The 19,308-nt window shown below is 67.1% G+C and carries 16 protein-coding genes; 10 read left to right on the forward strand and 6 right to left on the reverse strand.

Going from position 1 to position 19,308, the window contains the following annotated elements:
- Positions 1 to 149 precede the first annotated feature (149 nt).
- Entirely contained in the window at positions 150 to 1,313 is a 1,164-nt protein-coding gene (locus EYE40_RS00635; protein ID WP_130982671.1) for an alanine racemase, read from the forward strand.
- A 54-nt stretch (positions 1,314 to 1,367) separates the two neighbouring features.
- Here EYE40_RS00635 and EYE40_RS00640 read toward each other — a convergent pair whose 3' ends face one another.
- Positions 1,368 to 2,879: an amino acid permease gene (locus EYE40_RS00640; RefSeq protein WP_130980132.1), complete on the reverse strand. Its 1,512-nt coding sequence runs from the start codon at positions 2,877 to 2,879 to the stop codon at positions 1,368 to 1,370.
- Positions 2,880 to 3,003: 124 nt separating this feature from the next.
- Between EYE40_RS00640 and EYE40_RS00645 the strand changes: the two genes are divergently transcribed.
- The 5 genes from EYE40_RS00645 to EYE40_RS00665 are packed head-to-tail and all read left to right on the forward strand — an operon-like array spanning position 3,004 to position 8,029.
- A complete protein-coding gene (locus EYE40_RS00645; protein ID WP_130980133.1) occupies positions 3,004 to 4,380 on the forward strand; it encodes a glutamine synthetase family protein in 1,377 nt (458 codons plus the stop codon).
- Positions 4,361 to 5,116: a gamma-glutamyl-gamma-aminobutyrate hydrolase family protein gene (locus EYE40_RS00650; RefSeq protein WP_130980134.1), complete on the forward strand. Its 756-nt coding sequence runs from the start codon at positions 4,361 to 4,363 to the stop codon at positions 5,114 to 5,116. The genes EYE40_RS00645 and EYE40_RS00650 overlap by 20 nt, the downstream gene beginning before the upstream one ends.
- On the forward strand, positions 5,113 to 6,474 hold the full coding sequence (locus tag EYE40_RS00655; RefSeq protein ID WP_130980135.1) for an aldehyde dehydrogenase family protein: 1,362 nt from the start codon (positions 5,113 to 5,115) through the stop codon (positions 6,472 to 6,474). The genes EYE40_RS00650 and EYE40_RS00655 overlap by 4 nt, the downstream gene beginning before the upstream one ends.
- 14 nt (positions 6,475 to 6,488) lie before the next feature.
- Positions 6,489 to 7,277, forward strand: a complete 789-nt coding sequence (locus EYE40_RS00660) for a 3-oxoacyl-ACP reductase (protein ID WP_161972327.1) — start codon at positions 6,489 to 6,491, stop codon at positions 7,275 to 7,277.
- 2 nt (positions 7,278 to 7,279) lie between these two features.
- A complete protein-coding gene (locus EYE40_RS00665) occupies positions 7,280 to 8,029 on the forward strand; it encodes a FadR/GntR family transcriptional regulator (protein WP_130980136.1) in 750 nt (249 codons plus the stop codon).
- Positions 8,030 to 8,082: 53 nt separating this feature from the next.
- Here the strand turns inward: EYE40_RS00665 and EYE40_RS00670 are convergent, their stop codons facing one another.
- Positions 8,083 to 8,613, reverse strand: a complete 531-nt coding sequence (locus EYE40_RS00670; protein WP_130980137.1) for a hypothetical protein — start codon at positions 8,611 to 8,613, stop codon at positions 8,083 to 8,085.
- Positions 8,614 to 8,615: 2 nt separating this feature from the next.
- Positions 8,616 to 8,810 (reverse strand): hypothetical protein, encoded by a 195-nt coding sequence (locus EYE40_RS00675; protein WP_130980138.1) that lies wholly within the window; start codon positions 8,808 to 8,810, stop codon positions 8,616 to 8,618.
- Positions 8,811 to 8,973: 163 nt separating this feature from the next.
- Here EYE40_RS00675 and EYE40_RS00680 point away from each other — a divergent pair, with 163 nt between their 5' ends.
- The 4 genes from EYE40_RS00680 to EYE40_RS00695 all read left to right on the forward strand — a co-directional run bounded on the left by EYE40_RS00680 (position 8,974) and on the right by EYE40_RS00695 (position 15,535).
- Positions 8,974 to 10,131, forward strand: coding sequence for an SLC13 family permease (locus tag EYE40_RS00680; protein WP_130980139.1), 1,158 nt, complete (start codon positions 8,974 to 8,976; stop codon positions 10,129 to 10,131).
- 70 nt (positions 10,132 to 10,201) lie between these two features.
- Entirely contained in the window at positions 10,202 to 10,783 is a 582-nt protein-coding gene (locus EYE40_RS00685) for a TetR/AcrR family transcriptional regulator (RefSeq protein WP_130980140.1), read from the forward strand.
- A 4-nt stretch (positions 10,784 to 10,787) separates the two neighbouring features.
- Positions 10,788 to 13,748 carry an MMPL family transporter gene (locus tag EYE40_RS00690; protein ID WP_130980141.1) on the forward strand — a complete coding sequence of 987 codons (2,961 nt, stop codon included), beginning with the start codon at positions 10,788 to 10,790 and terminating at the stop codon, positions 13,746 to 13,748.
- Complete coding sequence (locus tag EYE40_RS00695) at positions 13,745 to 15,535, forward strand: YhgE/Pip family protein (RefSeq protein WP_130980142.1); 1,791 nt, start codon at positions 13,745 to 13,747, stop codon at positions 15,533 to 15,535. Before EYE40_RS00690 ends, EYE40_RS00695 begins: the two co-directional genes overlap by 4 nt.
- Before the next feature lie 210 nt (positions 15,536 to 15,745).
- Here EYE40_RS00695 and EYE40_RS15465 read toward each other — a convergent pair whose 3' ends face one another.
- The 3 genes from EYE40_RS15465 to EYE40_RS00710 all read right to left on the reverse strand — a co-directional run bounded on the left by EYE40_RS15465 (position 15,746) and on the right by EYE40_RS00710 (position 19,241).
- Complete coding sequence (locus tag EYE40_RS15465) at positions 15,746 to 16,825, reverse strand: hypothetical protein (protein ID WP_154071833.1); 1,080 nt, start codon at positions 16,823 to 16,825, stop codon at positions 15,746 to 15,748.
- Between the two features lie 255 nt (positions 16,826 to 17,080).
- The gene (locus tag EYE40_RS00705) at positions 17,081 to 18,094 is read right to left on the reverse strand and encodes a hypothetical protein (protein ID WP_130980143.1); all 1,014 of its coding nucleotides are present in this window, start codon (positions 18,092 to 18,094) and stop codon (positions 17,081 to 17,083) included.
- Between the two features lie 178 nt (positions 18,095 to 18,272).
- The gene (locus tag EYE40_RS00710) at positions 18,273 to 19,241 is read right to left on the reverse strand and encodes a magnesium transporter CorA family protein (protein ID WP_130980144.1); all 969 of its coding nucleotides are present in this window, start codon (positions 19,239 to 19,241) and stop codon (positions 18,273 to 18,275) included.
- Positions 19,242 to 19,308 lie beyond the last annotated feature (67 nt).

Below are 19,308 nucleotides of genomic sequence, written 5' to 3' on the forward strand. Positions count from 1 at the left end.
CGATCTTGATCAGCATCCGGGGGAGAGGCAGCCCGGTGAACACCGTTGTGCGGCTCGGCAGGACGTCGCCGCCGTGCAGCCCCATGTGGTCTGCACGGCGACGTCGGTCTTGCTCGCGACTTCCCCGGTCGCGCTAGCGTGGGCTCGTGATGATCGGGCCAGAGCACAAGTCCTTCCCGCCCTCCGCGTGGGGCAGCACCGCCGAGCAGTTCCTCGCGACCGGGCCGACCCTCGCCGATTTCCAGACACCGCTGCTGACGCTGACGCGTGACGCTCTCGATGCGAACACCGCGGTGATGAGTGGATGGCTCGGCGCCCGATCGCTGCAGATCGCACCCCACGGCAAGACCACCATGGCACCGCAACTCTGGCGGGACCTGCTCGACGCGGGCGCGTGGGGGATCACCCTCGCCACCCCCTGGCAGGTGCAGCTGGGCCGCGCGCACGGGCTCGAGCGCATCATGCTCGCGAACTCGCTCGTCGACCCGGTGGCACTCGCGTGGCTCGCCGAGGAGCTGCGCGACCCCGCGTTCGAGTTCGTCTGCTGGGTGGACAACGCCCGGACGGTGGAGCTGATGACGGCCGCCCTCGGTGAACTGCCGCGCCCCGTCGAGGTGATCATCGAGCTCGGTTCGCCGGGCGCCCGCACCGGGGCGCGCAGTATCGATGAAGCGGTGCGCGTCGCGGACGCCGTGCGCGAGAGTCCTTCGCTCACCGTGCGGGGAGTAGGCGGCTACGAGGGATCGATCGCCCACGACCGCTCCGAGAAATCACTGGAGGCGGTGCGCACTTGGCTCGGGCTCCTTCTCGGCCTGCACGAGAGACTGCGCGACCACTACGACGATCGCGAGCCGATCGTGACGGCGGGCGGCAGCGCTTACGTCGAACTCGTCGCGGAGGCGCTCGAGGGCGTGGACGGCATCCCGCTGTTGCGATCGGGCGCGTATCAGGTGCATGACGACGGCTTCTACGACTCGATCTCCCCGCTGCCCCTGCGGTCTGCGATGCACGGCTGGGCGCGCGTCGTCTCGCGCCCCGAGCCGGGCCTCGCGCTGCTCGATGGTGGTCGCCGCGACTTTCCGTGGGACGAGGGGATGCCCGTCGCCCTCGATATTCCCGAAAGCCAGGTGACCGCCCTCAACGACCAACACGCGTTCCTGCGCCTGCCTGCAAGTGCCGAGCTCGCCATCGGCGACGTCGTGCGCCTCGGGCTCAGCCACCCCTGCTCGGCCTTGGACCGCTGGACGCTGATCCCGGTGATTGCGTCGACGGATGACCCGCGCGTGGTCGACGTCATCCGCACCTTCTTCTAGCGGTTAAAGCAGAACGGCCGGCCACCCCACGTGACCGGCCGTACTGGTGACAGGTTAGGCCACGTCCCCCGGTCCATCCTTGAGGCCACCCGAGAGTGCGTACTCTTCCTCGGGCGACAGCACCAGGCGATGCCGGCCGACGAGGGCGAACAGCGCGATGCCGATCACGAAGATCACCACGAACGTGAGCACGGCGAGTTGGAACGGCGGCGCGAGCACGATGCCCAGGAACGCGGCGAACGCGATCACGCCGGCGACCACTGCACCCGGAATTCCGGTCGGGCTCGAGTAGGGCCGCACCGCGTTCGGGAACTTCCGGCGAAGTATCACGTAGGACGCCATCTGCATGATGTACGAGATCACCGCTCCGAAGACAGCGATGAAGAGGATGATGCCCGACGCTGAGGCACCGAGTTCCTCGTTCACTGCCGGCAGCACCTGGAGTACGAGCAGCAGGATGACGTAGCCGATCACACCACCCACGACGAGGGCGACCCACGGCGTCTGGTGCTTCTTGCCGGTGAGCGACAGGAACTTCGGGTAGTAGCCAGCGCGGGAGAGGGAGTACATGTTGCGGCCGTAGGCGAACATGATGCCCTGCAGCGATGCCAGCAGGCCGATGAGCGCGGCGATCGACAGGATGGCGGCGACGTCATCCGGAAGGAAGACGCGGAAGCCGGCCAGCAGCGGCTCGCCACTGTCGAGGCCTTCGCTGATCGCCTTGCTGCCGGTGACCGCCGGGTTGAGGAACAGCACCAGCAGGCCGAAGAAGGCGAGGGTGATGACACCCCAGACGCTGGCCTTCGGGATGTCCTTCGTCGGGTTGGTCGCTTCTTCCGCAGCGAGCGGCAGCTCCTCGATGCCAAGGAAGAACCAGATGGCGAACGGCAGTGCGAACAGGATTCCCGCCGCACCGAACGGCAGGAATGCCGAGTTGCCCTCGGTCGGGGCGATGTCGAGCAGGTTGTCGAAGTTCACCGCACCGCCCGCGAAGGCGAGGATCCCGAACAGCAGGATGACGGCCATCGAGATGATGGCGACCACCAGCGCGAAGCGGAAGCCAATCGAGGCGCCGAGCGAGTTGAGACCGATGAAGGCAACGTAGAGGATCGCCCACCAGAGGGGCGCGGGGAGGGTTATCCCGGTGAGGGCGAGGAGTGCCGAGTCGGCGTAGACGGCCGAGAACCAGACGACCACGGCGGTGGTGACCACGTACTCGATGGTCTCGGCGAGGCCGGTGATAAAGCCGCCCCACGGCCCCATGGCCGCCCGGGAGAAGGAATAGGCGCCGCCGGTGTGCGGCATCGCTGCCGACATCTCACCGATGGAGAAGATCATGGTGAAGTACATAACGATGATGATGATCATCGCGATGAAGAGGCCGCCCCAGCCGGTCGTGGCGAGCCCTACGTTCCAGCCGGAGAAGTCGCCGGAGATGACGGCGGCGATGCCGATGCCCCAGAGGCCCCACACCCCCGCAGTGCGCTTGAGGCTGCGCTTCTCGAAGTAGCCGGCTTCAGCGGTCGTATAGGTAGCGCCCGATGACTTGGTTGTGGTGTCTGCCATGCAATCCTCCAGGGTCGTGTGGTTGATCCTCCCGTTTATTGGTACTTCGTGTCTACCTTTGGGTGTAAACAACGCGTTACGGAAAGGCCACCTTCCATTGGTGACGCTGTGGTGTAATGGTCGGATGAGCACCTCGACGACCTCGCGTTCCGGCATGCTGACGATGGACGAGCTCACCGCGCTCGTCGACAAGCGTGAGATCGACACGGTGATAGTGGCGTTCACCGACATGCAGGGCCGACTCGTCGGAAAGCGCGCATCCGCCCGACTGTTTGTCGAGGAGATCGCCGCTCACGGCGCCGAGTGCTGCAACTACCTGCTCGCGGTTGACGTCGAGATGAACACGGTCGACGGCTACAAGATCTCGTCGTGGGAGAAGGGCTATGGCGACATGGCCATGATCCCCGACCTCGACACGCTGCGCCTCGTTCCGTGGCTACCCGCGACGGCCATGGTCATCGCCGATATGACATGGCTGGATGAAACCCCTGTCGTTCAGAGCCCACGCGAGATCCTCAAGCACCAGTTGTCACTCCTCGCCGAGAAGGGGCTCGAGGCGTTCGTCGGCACCGAGCTCGAGTTCATCGTCTTCGACGACAGCTACCGCGACGCCTGGGCGAAGAAGTACGAAGGGCTCACCCCCGCCAGCGACTACAACATCGACTACGCGCTGTTGGCGTCGACCCGGATGGAACCGCTGATGCGGGACATCCGCAACTCGATGGATGCGGCGGGCATGTATTCGGAGGGCATCAAGGGCGAGTGCAACTTCGGCCAGCAGGAGATCGCGTTCCGCTACACAGACGCGCTCGCGACCTGCGACAACCACTCGATCTACAAGAATGGTGCCAAGGAGATCGCGGACCGCCACGGCAAGTCGCTGACCTTCATGGCCAAGTTCAACGAGCGCGAGGGCAACTCGTGCCACATACACCTCTCGGTGCGCTCGACGAAGGGTGAGGCGGTGATGGCCGGCGACGGTGAGCACGGCTTCTCGAAGCCCATGGAGCACTGGATCGCCGGGCAGCTGAAGGCCATGCGCGAGCTCACGCTGTTCTTCGCCCCCAACATCAACTCCTACAAGCGCTATGTCGAGGGCAGCTTCGCGCCGACCGCGGTCGCCTGGGGCCTCGACAACCGCACCTGCGCACTGCGCGTCGTCGGCCACGGATCCGGTCTGCGCGTCGAGAACCGCGTGCCTGGCGGAGACGTCAACCAGTACCTCGCCACCGCCGCGATCATCGCGGGCGGGCTCTACGGCATCGAGCACGAACTCGAGCTGGAGCCGATCTTCGAAGGCAACGCCTACGGCTCGGACGCCCCGCGCGTGCCCTCGTCGCTGCGCGAGGCCACCTCGTTGTTCGCCTCCTCGGAGATCGCCCTGCAGGCCTTCGGCGCCGACGTGGTCGAGCACTACCTGAACAACGCACGCATCGAACAGGCGGCCTACGACGCCGCGGTCACCGATTGGGAAAGAGTCCGTGGTTTTGAACGTTTCTGAGTCCGCCAAGCCGGTTATCGGCGTCACCACCTACCTCGAGCAGGCGCAGACCGGAGTGTGGGACACCCAGGCGGCCTACCTCCCGCGCGTCTACTTCGACGCGGTGAACAACGCGGGCGGCATCGCCGTGCTGTTGCCGCCGCAGCCGGTCGACGCGGAGATCGCCCACGCTGTGCTGAGCCGACTCGACGGCGTGATCATTGCGGGCGGCAAGGATGTGAACCCGGCGCTCTACGGCCAGGAGCGACTCCTCACCACCGACGAGCCGCGCGAGGACCGCGACGATTGGGAGAACGCGCTGCTGGCCGCCGCCATCGAAGACGAGGTGCCGTTCCTCGGCATCTGCCGCGGGCTGCAGATGCTCAACGTGAACCGCGGCGGAACCCTCCACCAGCACCTGCCCGACGTCGTCGGCAGCGAGCGGTACAGCCTCGGCGGCGGAGTCTTCGCCGACAACGAGGTCTTCGTCGACTCGGGAACCCAGGTCGGCGACCTCCTCGGGGGCGGCGAGACGCTGATCGGCAAGTCGTACCACCACCAGGCCATCGATGCGGTGGGGGACGGCCTCACCGTGACCGCGCGATCCGACGATGGAACGGTGCAGGCCGTGGAGGTGGACGGGATGCCCTTCGGGATCGCCGTGCAGTGGCATCCCGAGCACACGCCCGAAGACCTGCGACTGTTCGCGGGACTCGTGGAAGCGGCCCGCGCGCACCGGGCAGTGACCGTCGCATGACCTCGACCACACTCATCAACCCCGCTGACGAGTCGGTGATCCGCGATGTCGAGCACCGCTCGCTCGCCGAGGTCGACGACGCCGTGCTGCACGCGCTCAGCGCGCAGAAGGCCTGGGCGGCGCTCGCCCCGGCGGAACGCGCCGCAGGGCTGCGCCGTTTTGCGCTCGCTGTCGAGGGAGCGATCGAGGAGCTTGCGCTGCTCGAGGTGCTCAACTCGGGCCACCCCATCGGCCAGGCGCGCTGGGAAGCCGGCCACGTTCGAGACGTGCTGAACTACTACTCCGCGGCGCCCGAGCGGATGATCGGCAAGCAGATCCCCGTCGCCGGCGGCATCGACCTCACCTTTCTCGAACCTCTCGGCGTCGTCGGCATCATCGTGCCGTGGAACTATCCGATGACGATAGCGAGCTGGGGCTTCGCGCCCGCGCTCGCCGCAGGCAACGCGGTGCTGCTGAAGCCCGCGGAGTGGACGCCGCTCACCGCGATCCGCCTCGGCGAACTCGCCCTCGAGGCGGGGCTTCCCGAAGGCCTGTTCCAGGTGCTGCCCGGTCGCGGAGACGTGGTCGGCACCCGCTTCGTCACCCACGAGAACGTGCGCAAGGTCGTCTTCACCGGATCCACCGCGGTCGGGAAGAAGGTGATGGCGGGCTGCGCCGAACAGGTGAAGGCCGTCACCCTCGAACTCGGCGGCAAGAGCGCCAACGTGATCTTCGCCGACGCCGACCTTGAGAAGGCAGCGGCATCCGCGCCCTATGCCGTCTTCGAGAACGCCGGGCAGGATTGCTGCGCGCGCAGCCGCATCCTCGTCGAACGAAGCGCCCTCGACCGCTTTATGGAACTGCTCGAACCCGCGGTCAAGGGTGTCGTGGTCGGCGCCCCCGGCGATGAGGCCACCGAGATGGGGCCGCTCGTCGCAAAGGCCCACTACGACAAGGTCGCCTCCTACGTGCCCGACGACGCGCAGGTCGCGTTCCGGGGGAGTGCCCCGACCGGTGACGGGTACTGGTTCGCGCCGACCGTACTGCTGCCCGGATCCCGCACCGATCGGGTCGTCACCGACGAGATCTTCGGTCCCGTGGTGAGCGTGCTGGCGTTCGACGACGAGGCCGACGCGATCGCGCTGGCGAACGACTCCATCTACGGCCTGAGTGGCTCGGTGTGGACGCGGGACCTGAGTCGCGGCATCCGGATGTCACGCGCCATCGACAGCGGCAACCTGTCGGTCAACTCGAACTCGAGTGTGCGCTACTCGACGCCCTTCGGCGGGTTCAAGCAGAGCGGCCTCGGTCGCGAGCTCGGGCCGGACGCCGCCTCGGCCTTCACCGAGACCAAAAACGTCTTCATCAGCACCGATTGACCAGGGGGAACCGAATGACCATCACGAAGATCGACCTCACGCAGCGCCTCGCCGGCAAGGTGGCGGTGATCACCGGCGGCGCGGGCGGAATCGGCTTCGCGACCGCCCAGCGTTTTGCCGCCGAAGGCGCGACCGTCGTGATCGGCGACCTATTCGAGGAATCCGGGCAGGCCGCGGCCGACGCCGTGGGCGGACTGTTCATCAAGGTCGACGTGACCGACGAGGCCCAGGTCAACAACCTCTTCGACACCGCCGTCGCCACTTACGGCTCGCTCGACATCGCCTTCAACAACGCCGGCATCTCGCCGCCCGAGGACGACTCGATCGAGACCACCGAGCTGCCGGCCTGGGATCGGGTGCAGGACGTCAACCTCAAGAGCGTCTACCTCTGCTCGCGCGCGGCACTGCGACACATGGTCAAGCAGCAGTCCGGGTCGATCATCAACACCGCCTCGTTCGTCGCGGTCATGGGCTCGGCCACGTCACAGATCTCCTACACGGCGTCGAAGGGAGGCGTGCTCGCCATGACCAAAGAGCTGGGTGTGCAGTTCGCGCGCCAGGGCATCCGTGTCAACGCGCTCTGCCCGGGGCCGGTCAACACCCCGCTGCTGCAGGAGCTGTTCGCCAAGGACCCCGAGCGCGCCCAGCGCCGCCTCGTGCACATCCCGGTCGGCAGGTTCGCGCAGGCGGAGGAGCTCGCCGCTGCCGTCGCCTTCCTCGCGAGCGACGACGCCTCGTTCATCACCGCCTCCACCTTCCTGGTCGACGGCGGCATCAGCTCCGCCTACGTGACACCGCTGTAACCATGGCCGCGGCGGAGGAAGTCAGTTACGAGGGTCTGGTCAGTGAGTCGCTGTACCGACCCCTGCGTAATGGCAACGCCTTCGAAGACACGGTTGCGCGACTGCTGCAGACGATCCGACTCGGGCTCGTGGCGCCGGGCGAAGCCCTCCCGCCCGAGCGCGACCTCGCGAGCCGCTTCTCGGTGTCGCGCGATACCGTGCGGGAGGCCATCCGGTCACTGTCCGAAGCGGGTTTTCTCGCGTCCCGTCGTGGTCGGTACGGCGGAACATTCGTAAGCGACCCCATCCCTGTTCCCGGTGATTTCGAGCGAGGGGATGTCGCTGCACCCGCCCCCACCCCGGCCGAGATCGACGATGTGCTGGGGCTGCGCGAGATTCTCGAGATGGGCGCCGCGAGGGCTGCGGCGAACCGCTCGCTCAGCGCCGCCGAGCGCGACATGCTCTGGACACGGTTGCGCGAGACCGCCGGAGCCTCCGCGACGGACTACCGCCGGCTCGACTCCCGCCTGCACCTGGCCATCGCGGAGGTCGTCGGCACACCCTCGCTCGTGACCCTCATCGCGGACAACCGCACGGCGGTCAACGACCTGCTCGACCACATCCCGCTCATCACGCGCAATATCGAGCACTCGAACGAGCAGCACGAGGCGATCATCGTCGCGATCCTTACCGGCGACGAGAATCGTGCCGCGGCCGCGACCCTCGAGCACCTCGCGGGCTCGGCTGCGCTGTTGCGCGGGTTCCTGGGCTGAGCGCGAAACCCCGCCCCGACCGAAGTTGGGACGGCGTCCGTGAACCGGAGAACCTAGACCGCGGGCGGAGGCGTCTTCGGCGTGCGCGGCTTGGTGACCGGCTTCGGCGAGACCACGGTGGGCGGCTCGACCGGAGGAATCGGGGTCGTGGCCGTGGGCGACTTGCGCGTGGTGGCCGGCTTGGGTGCGCCAGTGGTCGGGGCTGCGGCCTTCGGCCTGGCGGCCTTGGGCGGGAGGACCGCGGTGGTCGCGGTCTCGGGTGCCACCGAAGGAGCTGCTGGCGGAACAACGGTCTCCGGCCCACCGGACGGCGTGGTCGAGGGCGGAACGACGCTCGAGGCTGGTTCCTCCGCGGGACGTCCCGGGCTGTACAGGCCGGTCGGCGCGGGCTTGGCGGGCTTTGTCGAGGCCACGCCGTTCTTGTCGAGGTAGTGCTGCGCGGCCTTGGTGGCGACGAGCAGGAAGCGTGCGAGCAGGAACGCGAGCCCCAGCCCGACGACGAGAAGGGCGAGCATCACAATGCCCCAGACGGCCGTTCCGATGAACTGGGCGATGTGTCCGCCGTAGTTTCCGAAGCCATTCATTGTTACTCCAATTCGTCGAGCGGGGCGTTCTCACTGTCCTTGATGACGGTGCCGACGGCGATCGCCACTGTGAGACCCCAGCTGATCCACATGAGGGCGAGTCGCCAGTCACGCGGGCCCTTGCGGGATGCCTGTACGGTGCTCAGGCCACCGAAGAGTGCGCTGAGAACCGTACCGCTGAAAATGAACCTGCGCATGTCGCCTCCACGATGTTGCTTGTTGTAACGGGCACGGCAACCGGGCCGGGCCAACTATTTAACGCTAGTGCGTGGCATCCATTCGCCCGAACTGTTCACAGGTCGCGTTCAGGCCGCAATCAGCCGTGCGAAGGTCTACTCTGACATGCGAAGAGAGGATGTCGTGCGCTCAGCAATTCTCGGAGGCATCCTCCTTGTGCTCGGTCTGGTTGCCGTTGCCGTCGGGATCCTGCCCCTCGCCGAGGCGGCCGCCGTGGCGGACCGCGTCTGGCCGATCCTGCTGTTCGTGGTCGCCATCACCGTGGTCACCGAGCTTGCCGCAGAAGCCGGGCTGTTCGGTCTGGTTGCCGAGCGCACCGCGAGCTGGGGACGCGGTCGGGGCTGGCTGCTCTGGCTGCTGGTGCTCGCGCTGTCCGTGCTCAGCACCGTGTTCCTCTCGCTCGACACTACGGCGGTGCTGCTCACACCGGTGGTCGTGCTGCTCGCACGTCACGTCGGACTGTCGCCCCTGCCCTTTGCGCTGACCAGTGTCTGGATGGCGAACACCGCGTCACTGCTGCTCCCCGTTTCCAATCTCACGAACCTGCTCGCCGAGCACGAACTGAACGGGCTGGGCCCGGCCGGATTCGCCGCGCTCATGGCCGTGCCTGCCGCGATCGCCGTGGTCGTTCCCGCACTCGCGCTCTTCCTCATCTACCGGCGTGACCTGCTGGTGCGCTACGAACTCGCGGAGAAGGAGGTGCGGGAGGACCGCGTGCTGCTCTGGGCGAGCGGAATCGTCGTGGTGCTCGTGATCCCGCTCCTCGTCTCGGGGCTGCCGGTCTGGCTGCCGGCCGTTGCCGCCGCGGTTGTACTCGGTGGCTTCTTCCTCGTGCGGCGCCCGAGCGTGCTGCGTTTCTCGCTGCTGCCGTGGCAGCTCCTGCTGCTCGCCGCGGGGCTCTTCCTCGTCGTCGAGGCCGGGCACGCGCTCGGCCTGGCCACGGTGCTCGCCGCCGTCTCGGGTGACGGCGAGGGGCCCGTCGAGCTGCTGCGGCTCGCGGGCACGGGTGCAGTGGGCGCGAACCTGGTCAACAATCTCCCCGCCTATCTCGCGCTCGAGCCGGTGGCCGGTTCGCCGCTGCGGATCGCCGCGCTGCTCATCGGGGTGAACGTCGGCCCGCTCATCACGCCGTGGGCGTCGCTCGCGACCCTGCTCTGGCACGAGCGCCTCAAAGCACTCGGGGTGGAGATCTCCTGGCGCAGATATGCGCTGCTCGGCCTCGTCGTGGCTCCGGTCACGGTGGCGGCGGCGACCGTAGGGCTAACGCTGGTGCATCCCTAATCACAAAATAGTCTGGGAAACTGACCGATCGGACAGGAGCTGACCGATCGGTCAGCTACCATCGACTTCTATGTCGATCACCACCCACGAAGAGCTGCGCCTCATCGCCCTCGCCGAGTTCGCCCGCGCCGGCTACGCGGGCACATCGCTGCAGCGCATCGCGGAGATCGCCGGAATGTCGAAGTCGAGTGTGCTGTACCACTTCGCGTCGAAGGAGGCCCTGCTCGAGGCCGCGGTGGGCCCCGCTATCGACCTCATGAGCGACATCCTCGACTCGATCTCCGACACCGAACTCACCGACTCCCGGCGCGCGGCCTTCGTGAGCGACTTCGTCGACTTCCTGCTGCGCCACCGGCTCGAGATCAGCACCTTCCTCAGCCAGGGGCCGTCCCTCGTCGACGTGCCGGTGATCGACCGCGCCAACGCCCTTGTCGAACGCCTCGCCGACTACTTCTTCCGCGCCGCACCGACCGTCGAGGCACGACTGCGTTTTGGCATCGCCCTCGGTGGATCCGCGTACATCCTCGGCTCGCAGCCGGGCACCGAACACAAGACCGAGATTCCGGACGACGAGATCAGAGCTGCTCTCATCACCATCCTCACCGAGCTGCTCGCACCCGTTCCCGTCCGTCCACCCACATCTCTGGAGTAATCCCGTGGCCACTCTCCTCTACCGTCTCGGTCGGTTCTCCTACCGCCGCGCCTGGACGATCATCGCCGTCTGGTTCGTGGTGCTCGTCGGCATACTCGGCGGGTCGATAGCCCTCGGCGGCTCGACCCAGGAGTCTTTCGCGATTCCCGGCACGGAGTCGCAGGACGCCCTCGACAAGCTGAGTGCCGTCTTCCCCGCCGTCGCCGGCACCGCCGTACAGGTCGTGACCGTGGCACCCGAGGGCGCGTCCGTCAACGACGACAAGTACAAGGACGCGATCGAGGACCAGGCCGACGCGATTGAGAAGCTCGACGGCGTCGAGGCCGTGGTCAGCCCGTTCAGCGAGTACGCCGGCAAGGCGATCTCCGACGACGAAAACATGAGCTTCATCCGCGTGCAGTTCGACGGTGCGGCAACCGACGTCACCGACGAGATGCTCACAGATCTGCAGGACACCCGCTCCATAACGGAGGACGCAGGCATGGAGGTCGCCTTCGGTGGCCAGGTCTTCCAGGACAATACCTTCGGCATCACGATCATCGAGGTCTTCGGCGTGGTGTTCGCGGGCGTTGTGCTGTTCATCACCTTCGGTTCGCTGGTGTCAGCCGGGATGCCACTGCTCTCCGCCCTCATCGGAGTCGGCATCGTCGTCGGCGGCATTACCACCGTCGCCGCCTTCACGAGCGTGTCCAGCACGGCACCACTCCTCGCGCTCATGATCGGCCTCGCGGTCGGCATCGACTACGCGCTGTTCATCCTCTCGAGGCATCGAACGCAACTCGCCCGCGGCGAGGATCCCGAGGAGTCCGCCGCCATGGCGGTCGGCACGGCCGGAAGCGCCGTCGTCTTCGCAGGCATCACCGTCATCATCGCGCTGCTCGGTCTGCTCGTGGTTGGCATCCCTTTCCTCAGCACGATGGGTGTCGGCGCGGCGTTCGCCGTGCTCGTCGCGATCTGCATCGCCACGACCCTGCTGCCCGCTCTGCTTGGACTCGCCAAGGGCCGGCTCGCGCCGAAGCCCGGTAGCCGGGCGTACAAGCGCGCGGTCGCGCATGATGGCGAGACCGGCACCACCACCATGGGCATGCGCTGGGTCAAGGGCGTGATGAAGGTTCCCGTGCTCGCCACGATCGGTGTCGTCGCCCTTCTCGGAGTGGTCGCGATCCCCGCGTTCAGCCTGCAGCTCAGCCTTCCCGACAACGGTTCGGAGCCCGCCGCGTCCACGCAGCGCGAGGCCTACGACCTCATCGCCGACGGCTTCGGTGCCGGGTTCAACGGCCCGCTCATCGTGTCTGTCGACATCACCCAGACCATCGATATCCTCGACGACCTCGAGGGCGTGCGCTCCGACCTCGAGGGACTCGACGGCGTCGCCTACGTCGGCCAGTGCCTCCCCGACGAGACGCTCGACACGGCCATCTGCCAGGTCGTCTCCGAGAACGCGCCGAACTCCGAGGAGACGAAGGCGCTCGTCCAGGAGATCCGCGACCTCGGCCCCACCATCGCGAACGAATACGACACCCCCATCACCGTCACCGGTGCGACGGCCATCGGCATCGACATCTCCAACCGCCTGAGTGACGCGCTCATCCCGTTCGGCACGATCGTCGTCGGGTTGTCGATCCTGCTGCTCATGATGGTTTTCCGCTCGGTGCTCGTGCCGATCAAGGCCGCGCTCGGCTTCCTGCTCTCGGTCGGCGCCTCCTTCGGTGTCGTCGTCGCGATCTTCCAGTGGGGCTGGTTCGCCGACCTGCTGCACATCGACGTGCCCGGCCCGATCCTCAGCTTCCTGCCCATCCTTCTCATGGCGGTACTCTTCGGTTTGGCGATGGACTACGAGCTGTTCCTGGTCTCCGGGATGCGCGAGGAGTTCGTCAAGACCGGCGACGCGCGCTACGCCGTCGCCCACGGATTCGCCAACGGCGCCCGAGTGGTCACCGCCGCCGCGCTCATCATGTTCTTCGTGTTCTTCGCCTTCGTGCCCGAGGGCTCCGGCGCGATCAAGCCGATCGCCCTGGGCCTCGCCGTCGGCATCGCCGTCGACGCGTTCCTTGTGCGCATGACCCTCGTGCCCGCGATCATGACCCTGCTCGGCAAAGCCGCCTGGTGGATGCCGCGCTGGCTCTCCAACCTGCTGCCCAACGTCGACGTCGAGGGCGAGCAGCTGCGCGAGCACCGCGACGCCGTCGAGTGGGCGCGCGGCCAGGACGGGGCCGTCATCAGCGCAGAGAACCTCGTCGTCGGGTCGCGTGCCAACCCGATCGGGCCGCTCACCTTCCGCGTGAGCCCTGGGTCCCTCGTGGTCGCGTCGGGCGAGCCCGGCGAGCGACGGCTTCTCGCCGCGACGCTCGGGGGACGCCTCGACCCGGTTGCCGGGTTGGCGCAGGTGGCGGGACATCCGCTGCCCTCAGAAGCCGCGAGCGTCGCAGGGCTCGTCGCCCTCGCCGACCTCGGGGGAACCGAACGCACCGAGGCCTCGGTCACCGTCGGCGAACTGCTGGCCGAGCGCATCGAACTCACGCAGCCCTGGTACAGCATGTTCCGAACCGGGCGCGGCAGTGAGCGCTGGCTCGAGCGCATCAACTCGGCGATCGAGCAGGTGACGGATGCCACGAACTCGCGCATCACGGCCCAGAGCACGCTCCTCGAACTCCCGCAGCTCGAGCGCGCGATCACGCTGGCGGCCCTCGCCCTGTGCGAGCGGACTCCGGTGGTCATGCTCGACCAGCTCGACGCCTTCGCGTCGACCGAGGACGAGCGGGCCTTCATCACGGCGATCGACCTGCTCGCCCCTGCCACGACGACCGTCGTGATCGGCACTCCGGTGCCGGCCCGCGCACTCGACGTGTCGATGGCCCGTCGCGAGGTTGCCGTGCTCGATCTCGACGAATCACACCAACTGGAGGCGTCTGCGCGACACCTCGCCCTCGAATCTGAAGTCCTCACGAAAGGCGACGCCCGATGAGCCAGCTCGCTCTCACCACCAACCCCCCGGCCCGCCGCAGGCAGTGGCTGCGCTGGGGCGCACTCGGCGCGGTGGTGCTCGTGCCGCTCGCCTTCGCCGGTCTGTTCGTCGGAGCGCTCTCCGGTTCTGACAACGCGCTCGAGAACATTCCGGCCGCGATCGTCAACGAGGACTCCCTTGTGACGACCACCGCGGCGGACGGCACCGAGCAGAACGTGTTCGCCGGTCGCCAGCTCGTCACCGAGCTCACCGCAAGCGACGCCGAGGGCTTCGACTGGAAGATCACCAACGCCGACGACGCCGAGGAGGCGCTCGCCAACGGCGAGGTGTACGCGATCCTCACCGTGCCGTCGAACTTCTCGAAATCGATCCTGTCGATCTCGGGCGACGACCCGGTAAAGGCGGACATCGCGATCCGCACCGACGACGCGCACTCCTACCTGGGTGGTGCGGTCGCCGAGCAGGTCGGCTCGACCATGGCGGCCACCTTCGGCAACGCCATCACCGCGCAGTACATCACGGGGCTGTACTCGGGCCTCGGCGACGTCGGCAAGGCGCTGCAAACGGCAGCGGACGGTGCGGGGGAGCTAGCGGACGGTGCCGAGGGTCTCACCGACGGCATCGGCTCCTACTCTGAAGGCGTCGACAAATACACCGGTGGCGTCGACTCGCTTGCTGGGGGACTGGGCACGTTGAACACGGGAGCCGCGGGGCTCGACAAGCTCACCGCCGGGGCGCGCCAGTACACGTCGGGGATCAGCCAGCTCTACGCGATCATTCAGCCCATAAACGCCAAGATCCAGGCCGGAACCCCCCTCACCCCGACCGAGGTCTATACCCTGAATCTCGCAACACAGGGGCTGCAGGGCGTTTCGGCGCAGGGCGCCAGCGGCAAGAAATTCGTCGCCGGCGTCGGCACTGCGGTTTACGGCATCCAGGGCGGCATCTCGAAGAGCGCGTCCGGTGCAGCGCAAATCTCCGGTGGATCGGCCGCCCTGCGCAGCGGTGCCACCCAGCTCGAGTCGGGTGCAGCCAAGCTCGCGGACGGAGCCGGCGAACTCTCGACCGGTCTTGCGGACGGCGCCGAGGCGGTTCCCGTGTTCGATGAAGACACGTCGAAGACTGCCGCAGAAGTCGCCTCTGATCCGGTGGCCGTGGACGTCACGACCGACAACGCCGTGACGGATGTGGGCCAGGGCATCGCGACGTTCTTCGTGCCTCTCGGACTCTGGATCGGCGCCCTCGCCGTATTCCTCGTGCTGCGCCCGACCACGAACCGTCTGCTCGCCTCCACGGCGAACAATGGCCGGCTCGTGCTCGCCTCGCTCGTGCGCGCCGGCATTGTGACTGTCGCGCAGGCCCTGCTGCTGGTCGTGCTGCTGCATGTAAGCCTGGGCGTGAGCTGGTCGCTGTTGCCCGCGACTCTCGGCTTCTCACTGCTCATGGCGCTCGCGTTCACGGCGTTCCACTACCTGCTCACGATCGGATTCGGCCGCGCGGGTCTCGTGATCTCGCTGTTCCTGCTCGCGATCCAGATCACCTCGACGGGAAGCTTCTACCCGATCGAGCTGCTCGCGAAACCGTTCCAGGTGATCAGCCCATTCCTTCCGCTCAGCTATGGCGTCTCGGGCATGCAGGGCATCATCTCGGGTGGAGACACGGGAAGCGTCATCCTCGCTGCGGTAGCACTGTTCGCATTCGGCGCGGGTTCGGTCGCTGTCGCACTGTTCGCGATGCGCCGCACGCGACGGGCCGTCTCGCTCGGGCTGGTTCCGGTCACGGCGTAACGCGCCGGACCTGAGCGGCAAACGGCGTTGACCGTGGGGCTGTTCGTCGCCCGGTGTGCAGACGCTCGCCCGGGTTGTGACCCGGGCGGGCGACAGTAACCCGGGCGAGCGGCGCGTCGGGCACCGCACACCGCACAGCGACGGCCGGCCCCGCCCACGGAGATCACCACGTGGACGGGGCCGGCCGCTGCTGGATGCAGCCGTTGGGTGTTACGGCTGCACTCGACGCCTTGCCCATACCCCGGCGCCAAGGCCGAGGAGGACGAGCAGTGCCGCACCTAGCAGCGGCAGCGTCGGGTCGAAGCCCGTGTGCGCGAGGCCTGTGGCAGCCGATGCTGCGCCGCCTCCACCACCGCCCACGGGGGTTCTGAGCACCGGGCACTCACGCACGCTCGCGGCGTGGGATGCGACGGTGACGATAGTGATCGGCTTCGCCTTGACCCAGGTGTTGCTGGGCACATCGAGCTCCCAGTCGGTCGTCGTCGTTACGGTGCGCACCTGCACCGTGGACGTCGAGCAGCTCACCGTCGACGTCGGCACGGAGACCGTGGTCGCGAGCGGCCGCACCGGAGGGGTCGGCGGTACCGGAGGCACGGGCGGCACCGGCGGGGTGGGTGGAGTCGGGGGAGTGGGTGGAGTCGGCGGGGTGGGTGGAGTCGGTGGGGTCGGCGGCGGCGTGACGCACGGCGCCTTCTTCGGATCCAGCGGACCGGCGAGCATTCCGGTGAGCACGAGGGTCGGGTTGCCGTCGGCGAACAGATGGTTCCTGGTGGCCGTCGCGGTCACCGAGTAGTTGGCCAGCCCGGTGGTCGCGGTCGGCGTGCCCCAGGTCGCGTTGGCGATGGCTCCGAGCACGAGGGTGCTCGGCGTGCCACAGGCCGAGGGCGTCGTGGTGACGGCTGCCGCTGCATCCCGAACCGCAGGAGGAGGCGGTGGCGGAGTACACGGGGTGCTCGTGCCGGTGAAGGTGCGGTCGAAGCCGTGATCGACCGCGTCGACCACGACCTCCCAGCGGTGGGCGGTTGCCTGGTTGGAGAACGTGAACTGGCGGTTGTAGGACTTGCCGAACCAGTCCTGTGCAATGACGGTGTTGTCGATGGTGACGCGCACGGAGTTGGGGGTCGGCTTATCGCGACTCGACTGGTAGCTTTCGAGTTTGACCGAGAGGGTCGAACAGGTGGAGCTGACGCTGGGGGTGTGTGCTGATGCTGTGATGGGGGAGGCGAGCAGGGTCATGCTGAAGGCGATAACGGCCGTTAGGGCAGCCGCTATCAGGGGACGGGTCTTCACTTGTGTGTGCTCCAGGGGATAGCGCCGTTTCAGGGCGCGAGCAATCACGCAGCCGGGGGACTACGCGGTGACCAGAGCCCGGGGGAGGCTCGTGATCGGGTGCGTGCCGGAACGGGGATTGTAGGTAGAGCGACGGCAAGCGAGATGAACATATCCCCTATTCGGGGGACGCGTCAATATGAAACTAAAACTCGCTCAACTGCTTGATCTGTGGAGGAGGGGTGGGTAGAACCCACCCCCCTCATGTTTTGCCGGTTAGACGGTAATGCGGCGGCGTGCTCGCACGATCAGCAGCGCGATTCCCGCTGCGAGAAGAGCGCCCGCGGCGATCAGTCCGGCCTGCAGGTCGACACCCGTGGTGACGAGTCCGCCGGTGACTCCGGTAGCCGTCGGAACGACGGGAGTGTCGACCGGTGTGACGGGCGGGTCGGTCGGCGTCGTGGGCGGGTCGACGGGTGTGGTGACCACGTTCGGGCACTGCACGGCGGTCGCGGGGGTCACGGCTGTCGTGACTGCGCTGACCGGTGCGGTGGGCACCCAGGCGTCACCCGCGGTGTTCAGTACGGTGCCGGTGGTGACCGTTGTGGTGGTGCGGGTCACGGTGTCCGTGTCGCAGTCGACGTCATCGACGAAGCTCGACGTCACGGTGTCGGCCGGCTTGATCGGTGTCGTCGGCGGGGGAGTGGTGACGCACTCGCTCTCGGGCAGTTTCTCGGCGAGGGATCCCTCGAAGAGGTGCGTGTTCTTGCCGTCCTCGAAGAGCGCGTTTTCGGTGGCCGTCGCGGTCACCGAGTAGGTGGTGCCGGTCAGAACCGGCTCGCTCCACGAGGCGTTCTCGATCGCGCCGAGTTCGAGCTGCTCGCCCAGATCGCAGGTGGCGGCCTTGACGTTCACCGCGGCGCTCGCCGTGAGCTGCACGGGCGGCGGCGTGCACGGTGTGCTGGTGCCGTAGAAGTTGCGGTCGTACTGGGTGCCGAGCGCATCGATCTGCACGACCCACTCGTGAGCGACGGTCTTGTCGCCGAGCGAGTACTTCGCGTCGAACGAGCCGCCGAAGCGGGTGTTGGCGACCTCGGTTCCACCAACGCTGACCTTCACGACATTCGGCGTCGGGTCTTCGTTGGTGGTCTGGTATGACACGAGGTGGACGGTGACGTTCTCACAGTCGGCGCTCGCCGAAGGGGTGTGCGCGCTTGCCGGTAGGGCAAGCGCTCCCACCGCAAGGGTGGCGATAAAAAGGCTGGCCAAAGTGGCCCGGGTGATCTTCACGGGTGAATCTCCTCAGCGCGCGTTCGGGCGCGGTTATTCGCACGGAGATGGGTCGTACGAGCGGGTTTTTTTATGGCCGGATAGCTAGGTAAGCGACGGCCAAGAAAGAACCTACCCCCCGGAAGGGGGGGTGTACCGAACGGTTCGGCGAATCACTCAGCTTTCGTCCAGCCAGCGCTCAGAGCCAGTCCCGCTTCTTGAACGACAGATACAGGGACAGGGATGTCACGGCGATGAGCCCGAGCGACAGCCAGGTACCCCATCCCGTGCCGTATCCGAGGAACTGCAGGTTCTGTCCGAAGAACCCCGTGATGGCGGTCGGAACGGCGATGATCGCCGCCCAGCTCGTGACCTTCTTCATGATGAGGTTCATCCGGTTGCCTTGGATGGAGATGTTCGTCTCGAGGATCGTTGTGACGAGGTCGCGCAGCGACTCGGTCCACTCCGTCGCCCGCAGCACGTGGTCGTAGATGTCCTGGAAGTACGGCTGCATCGCGGGGGACATGACTTCGAGGTCGCGGCGCAGGATGGTGTTCACCACCTCCCGCATCGGAAGCACCACGCGTCGCAGCAGCACGAGGCTCTTGCGCAGCTCGAACGACCGGCGCTGCACCTCGCCATCGCGCGGGCGCTCGTCGAAGAGGGCGTCTTCGAGGGACTCGATCTCGGCGTCGAGCTGCTGCACGGCATCGAAGTGCCCATCCACTATCGAATCGAGGAGGCCCCACAGCAGGTAGGAGACGCCGTTCTTCGCGAGCTCCCTGTCATCGTCCCACCGGCGGACCACGTCGGCGATGTCGAAGCTGCCGTCGTGCACGGTGACGAGGGCGGTAGGGGTGATGAAGGCCTTGACCTCGGTGCGGTGCAGCTCGCCGGTATCGGGATCGAGCTTTACCGAGTAGGCGGCGAGAAACAGGTGCGAGTCGTAGTGGTCGAGCTTCGGGCGCTGGTGGTCGTGCACGGCGTCTTCGACAGCGAGCTCGTGCAGGCCGAGCTCCTCCCTGATCGCGGCAAGGTCCTCTTCGGTCGGGGAGATGAAGTCCGCCCAGACCGCGCAACCCTTCTGCGCGATGTGGTCGGAGATGTCGGCGACCGGAAAGTCGTCGAGGGCGAGCACGCCGTTCTTGTACAGCCGAGTAGTCGCCATGGGGGAAATGCTAGCCGCGCGGCGACTGATAAAGTTGACACGGCTTACCGACCCGGCTGTGCTGCAC

Source organism: Glaciihabitans arcticus, assembly GCF_004310685.1.
In the GTDB taxonomy this organism is placed as follows: domain Bacteria; phylum Actinomycetota; class Actinomycetes; order Actinomycetales; family Microbacteriaceae; genus Conyzicola; species Conyzicola arctica.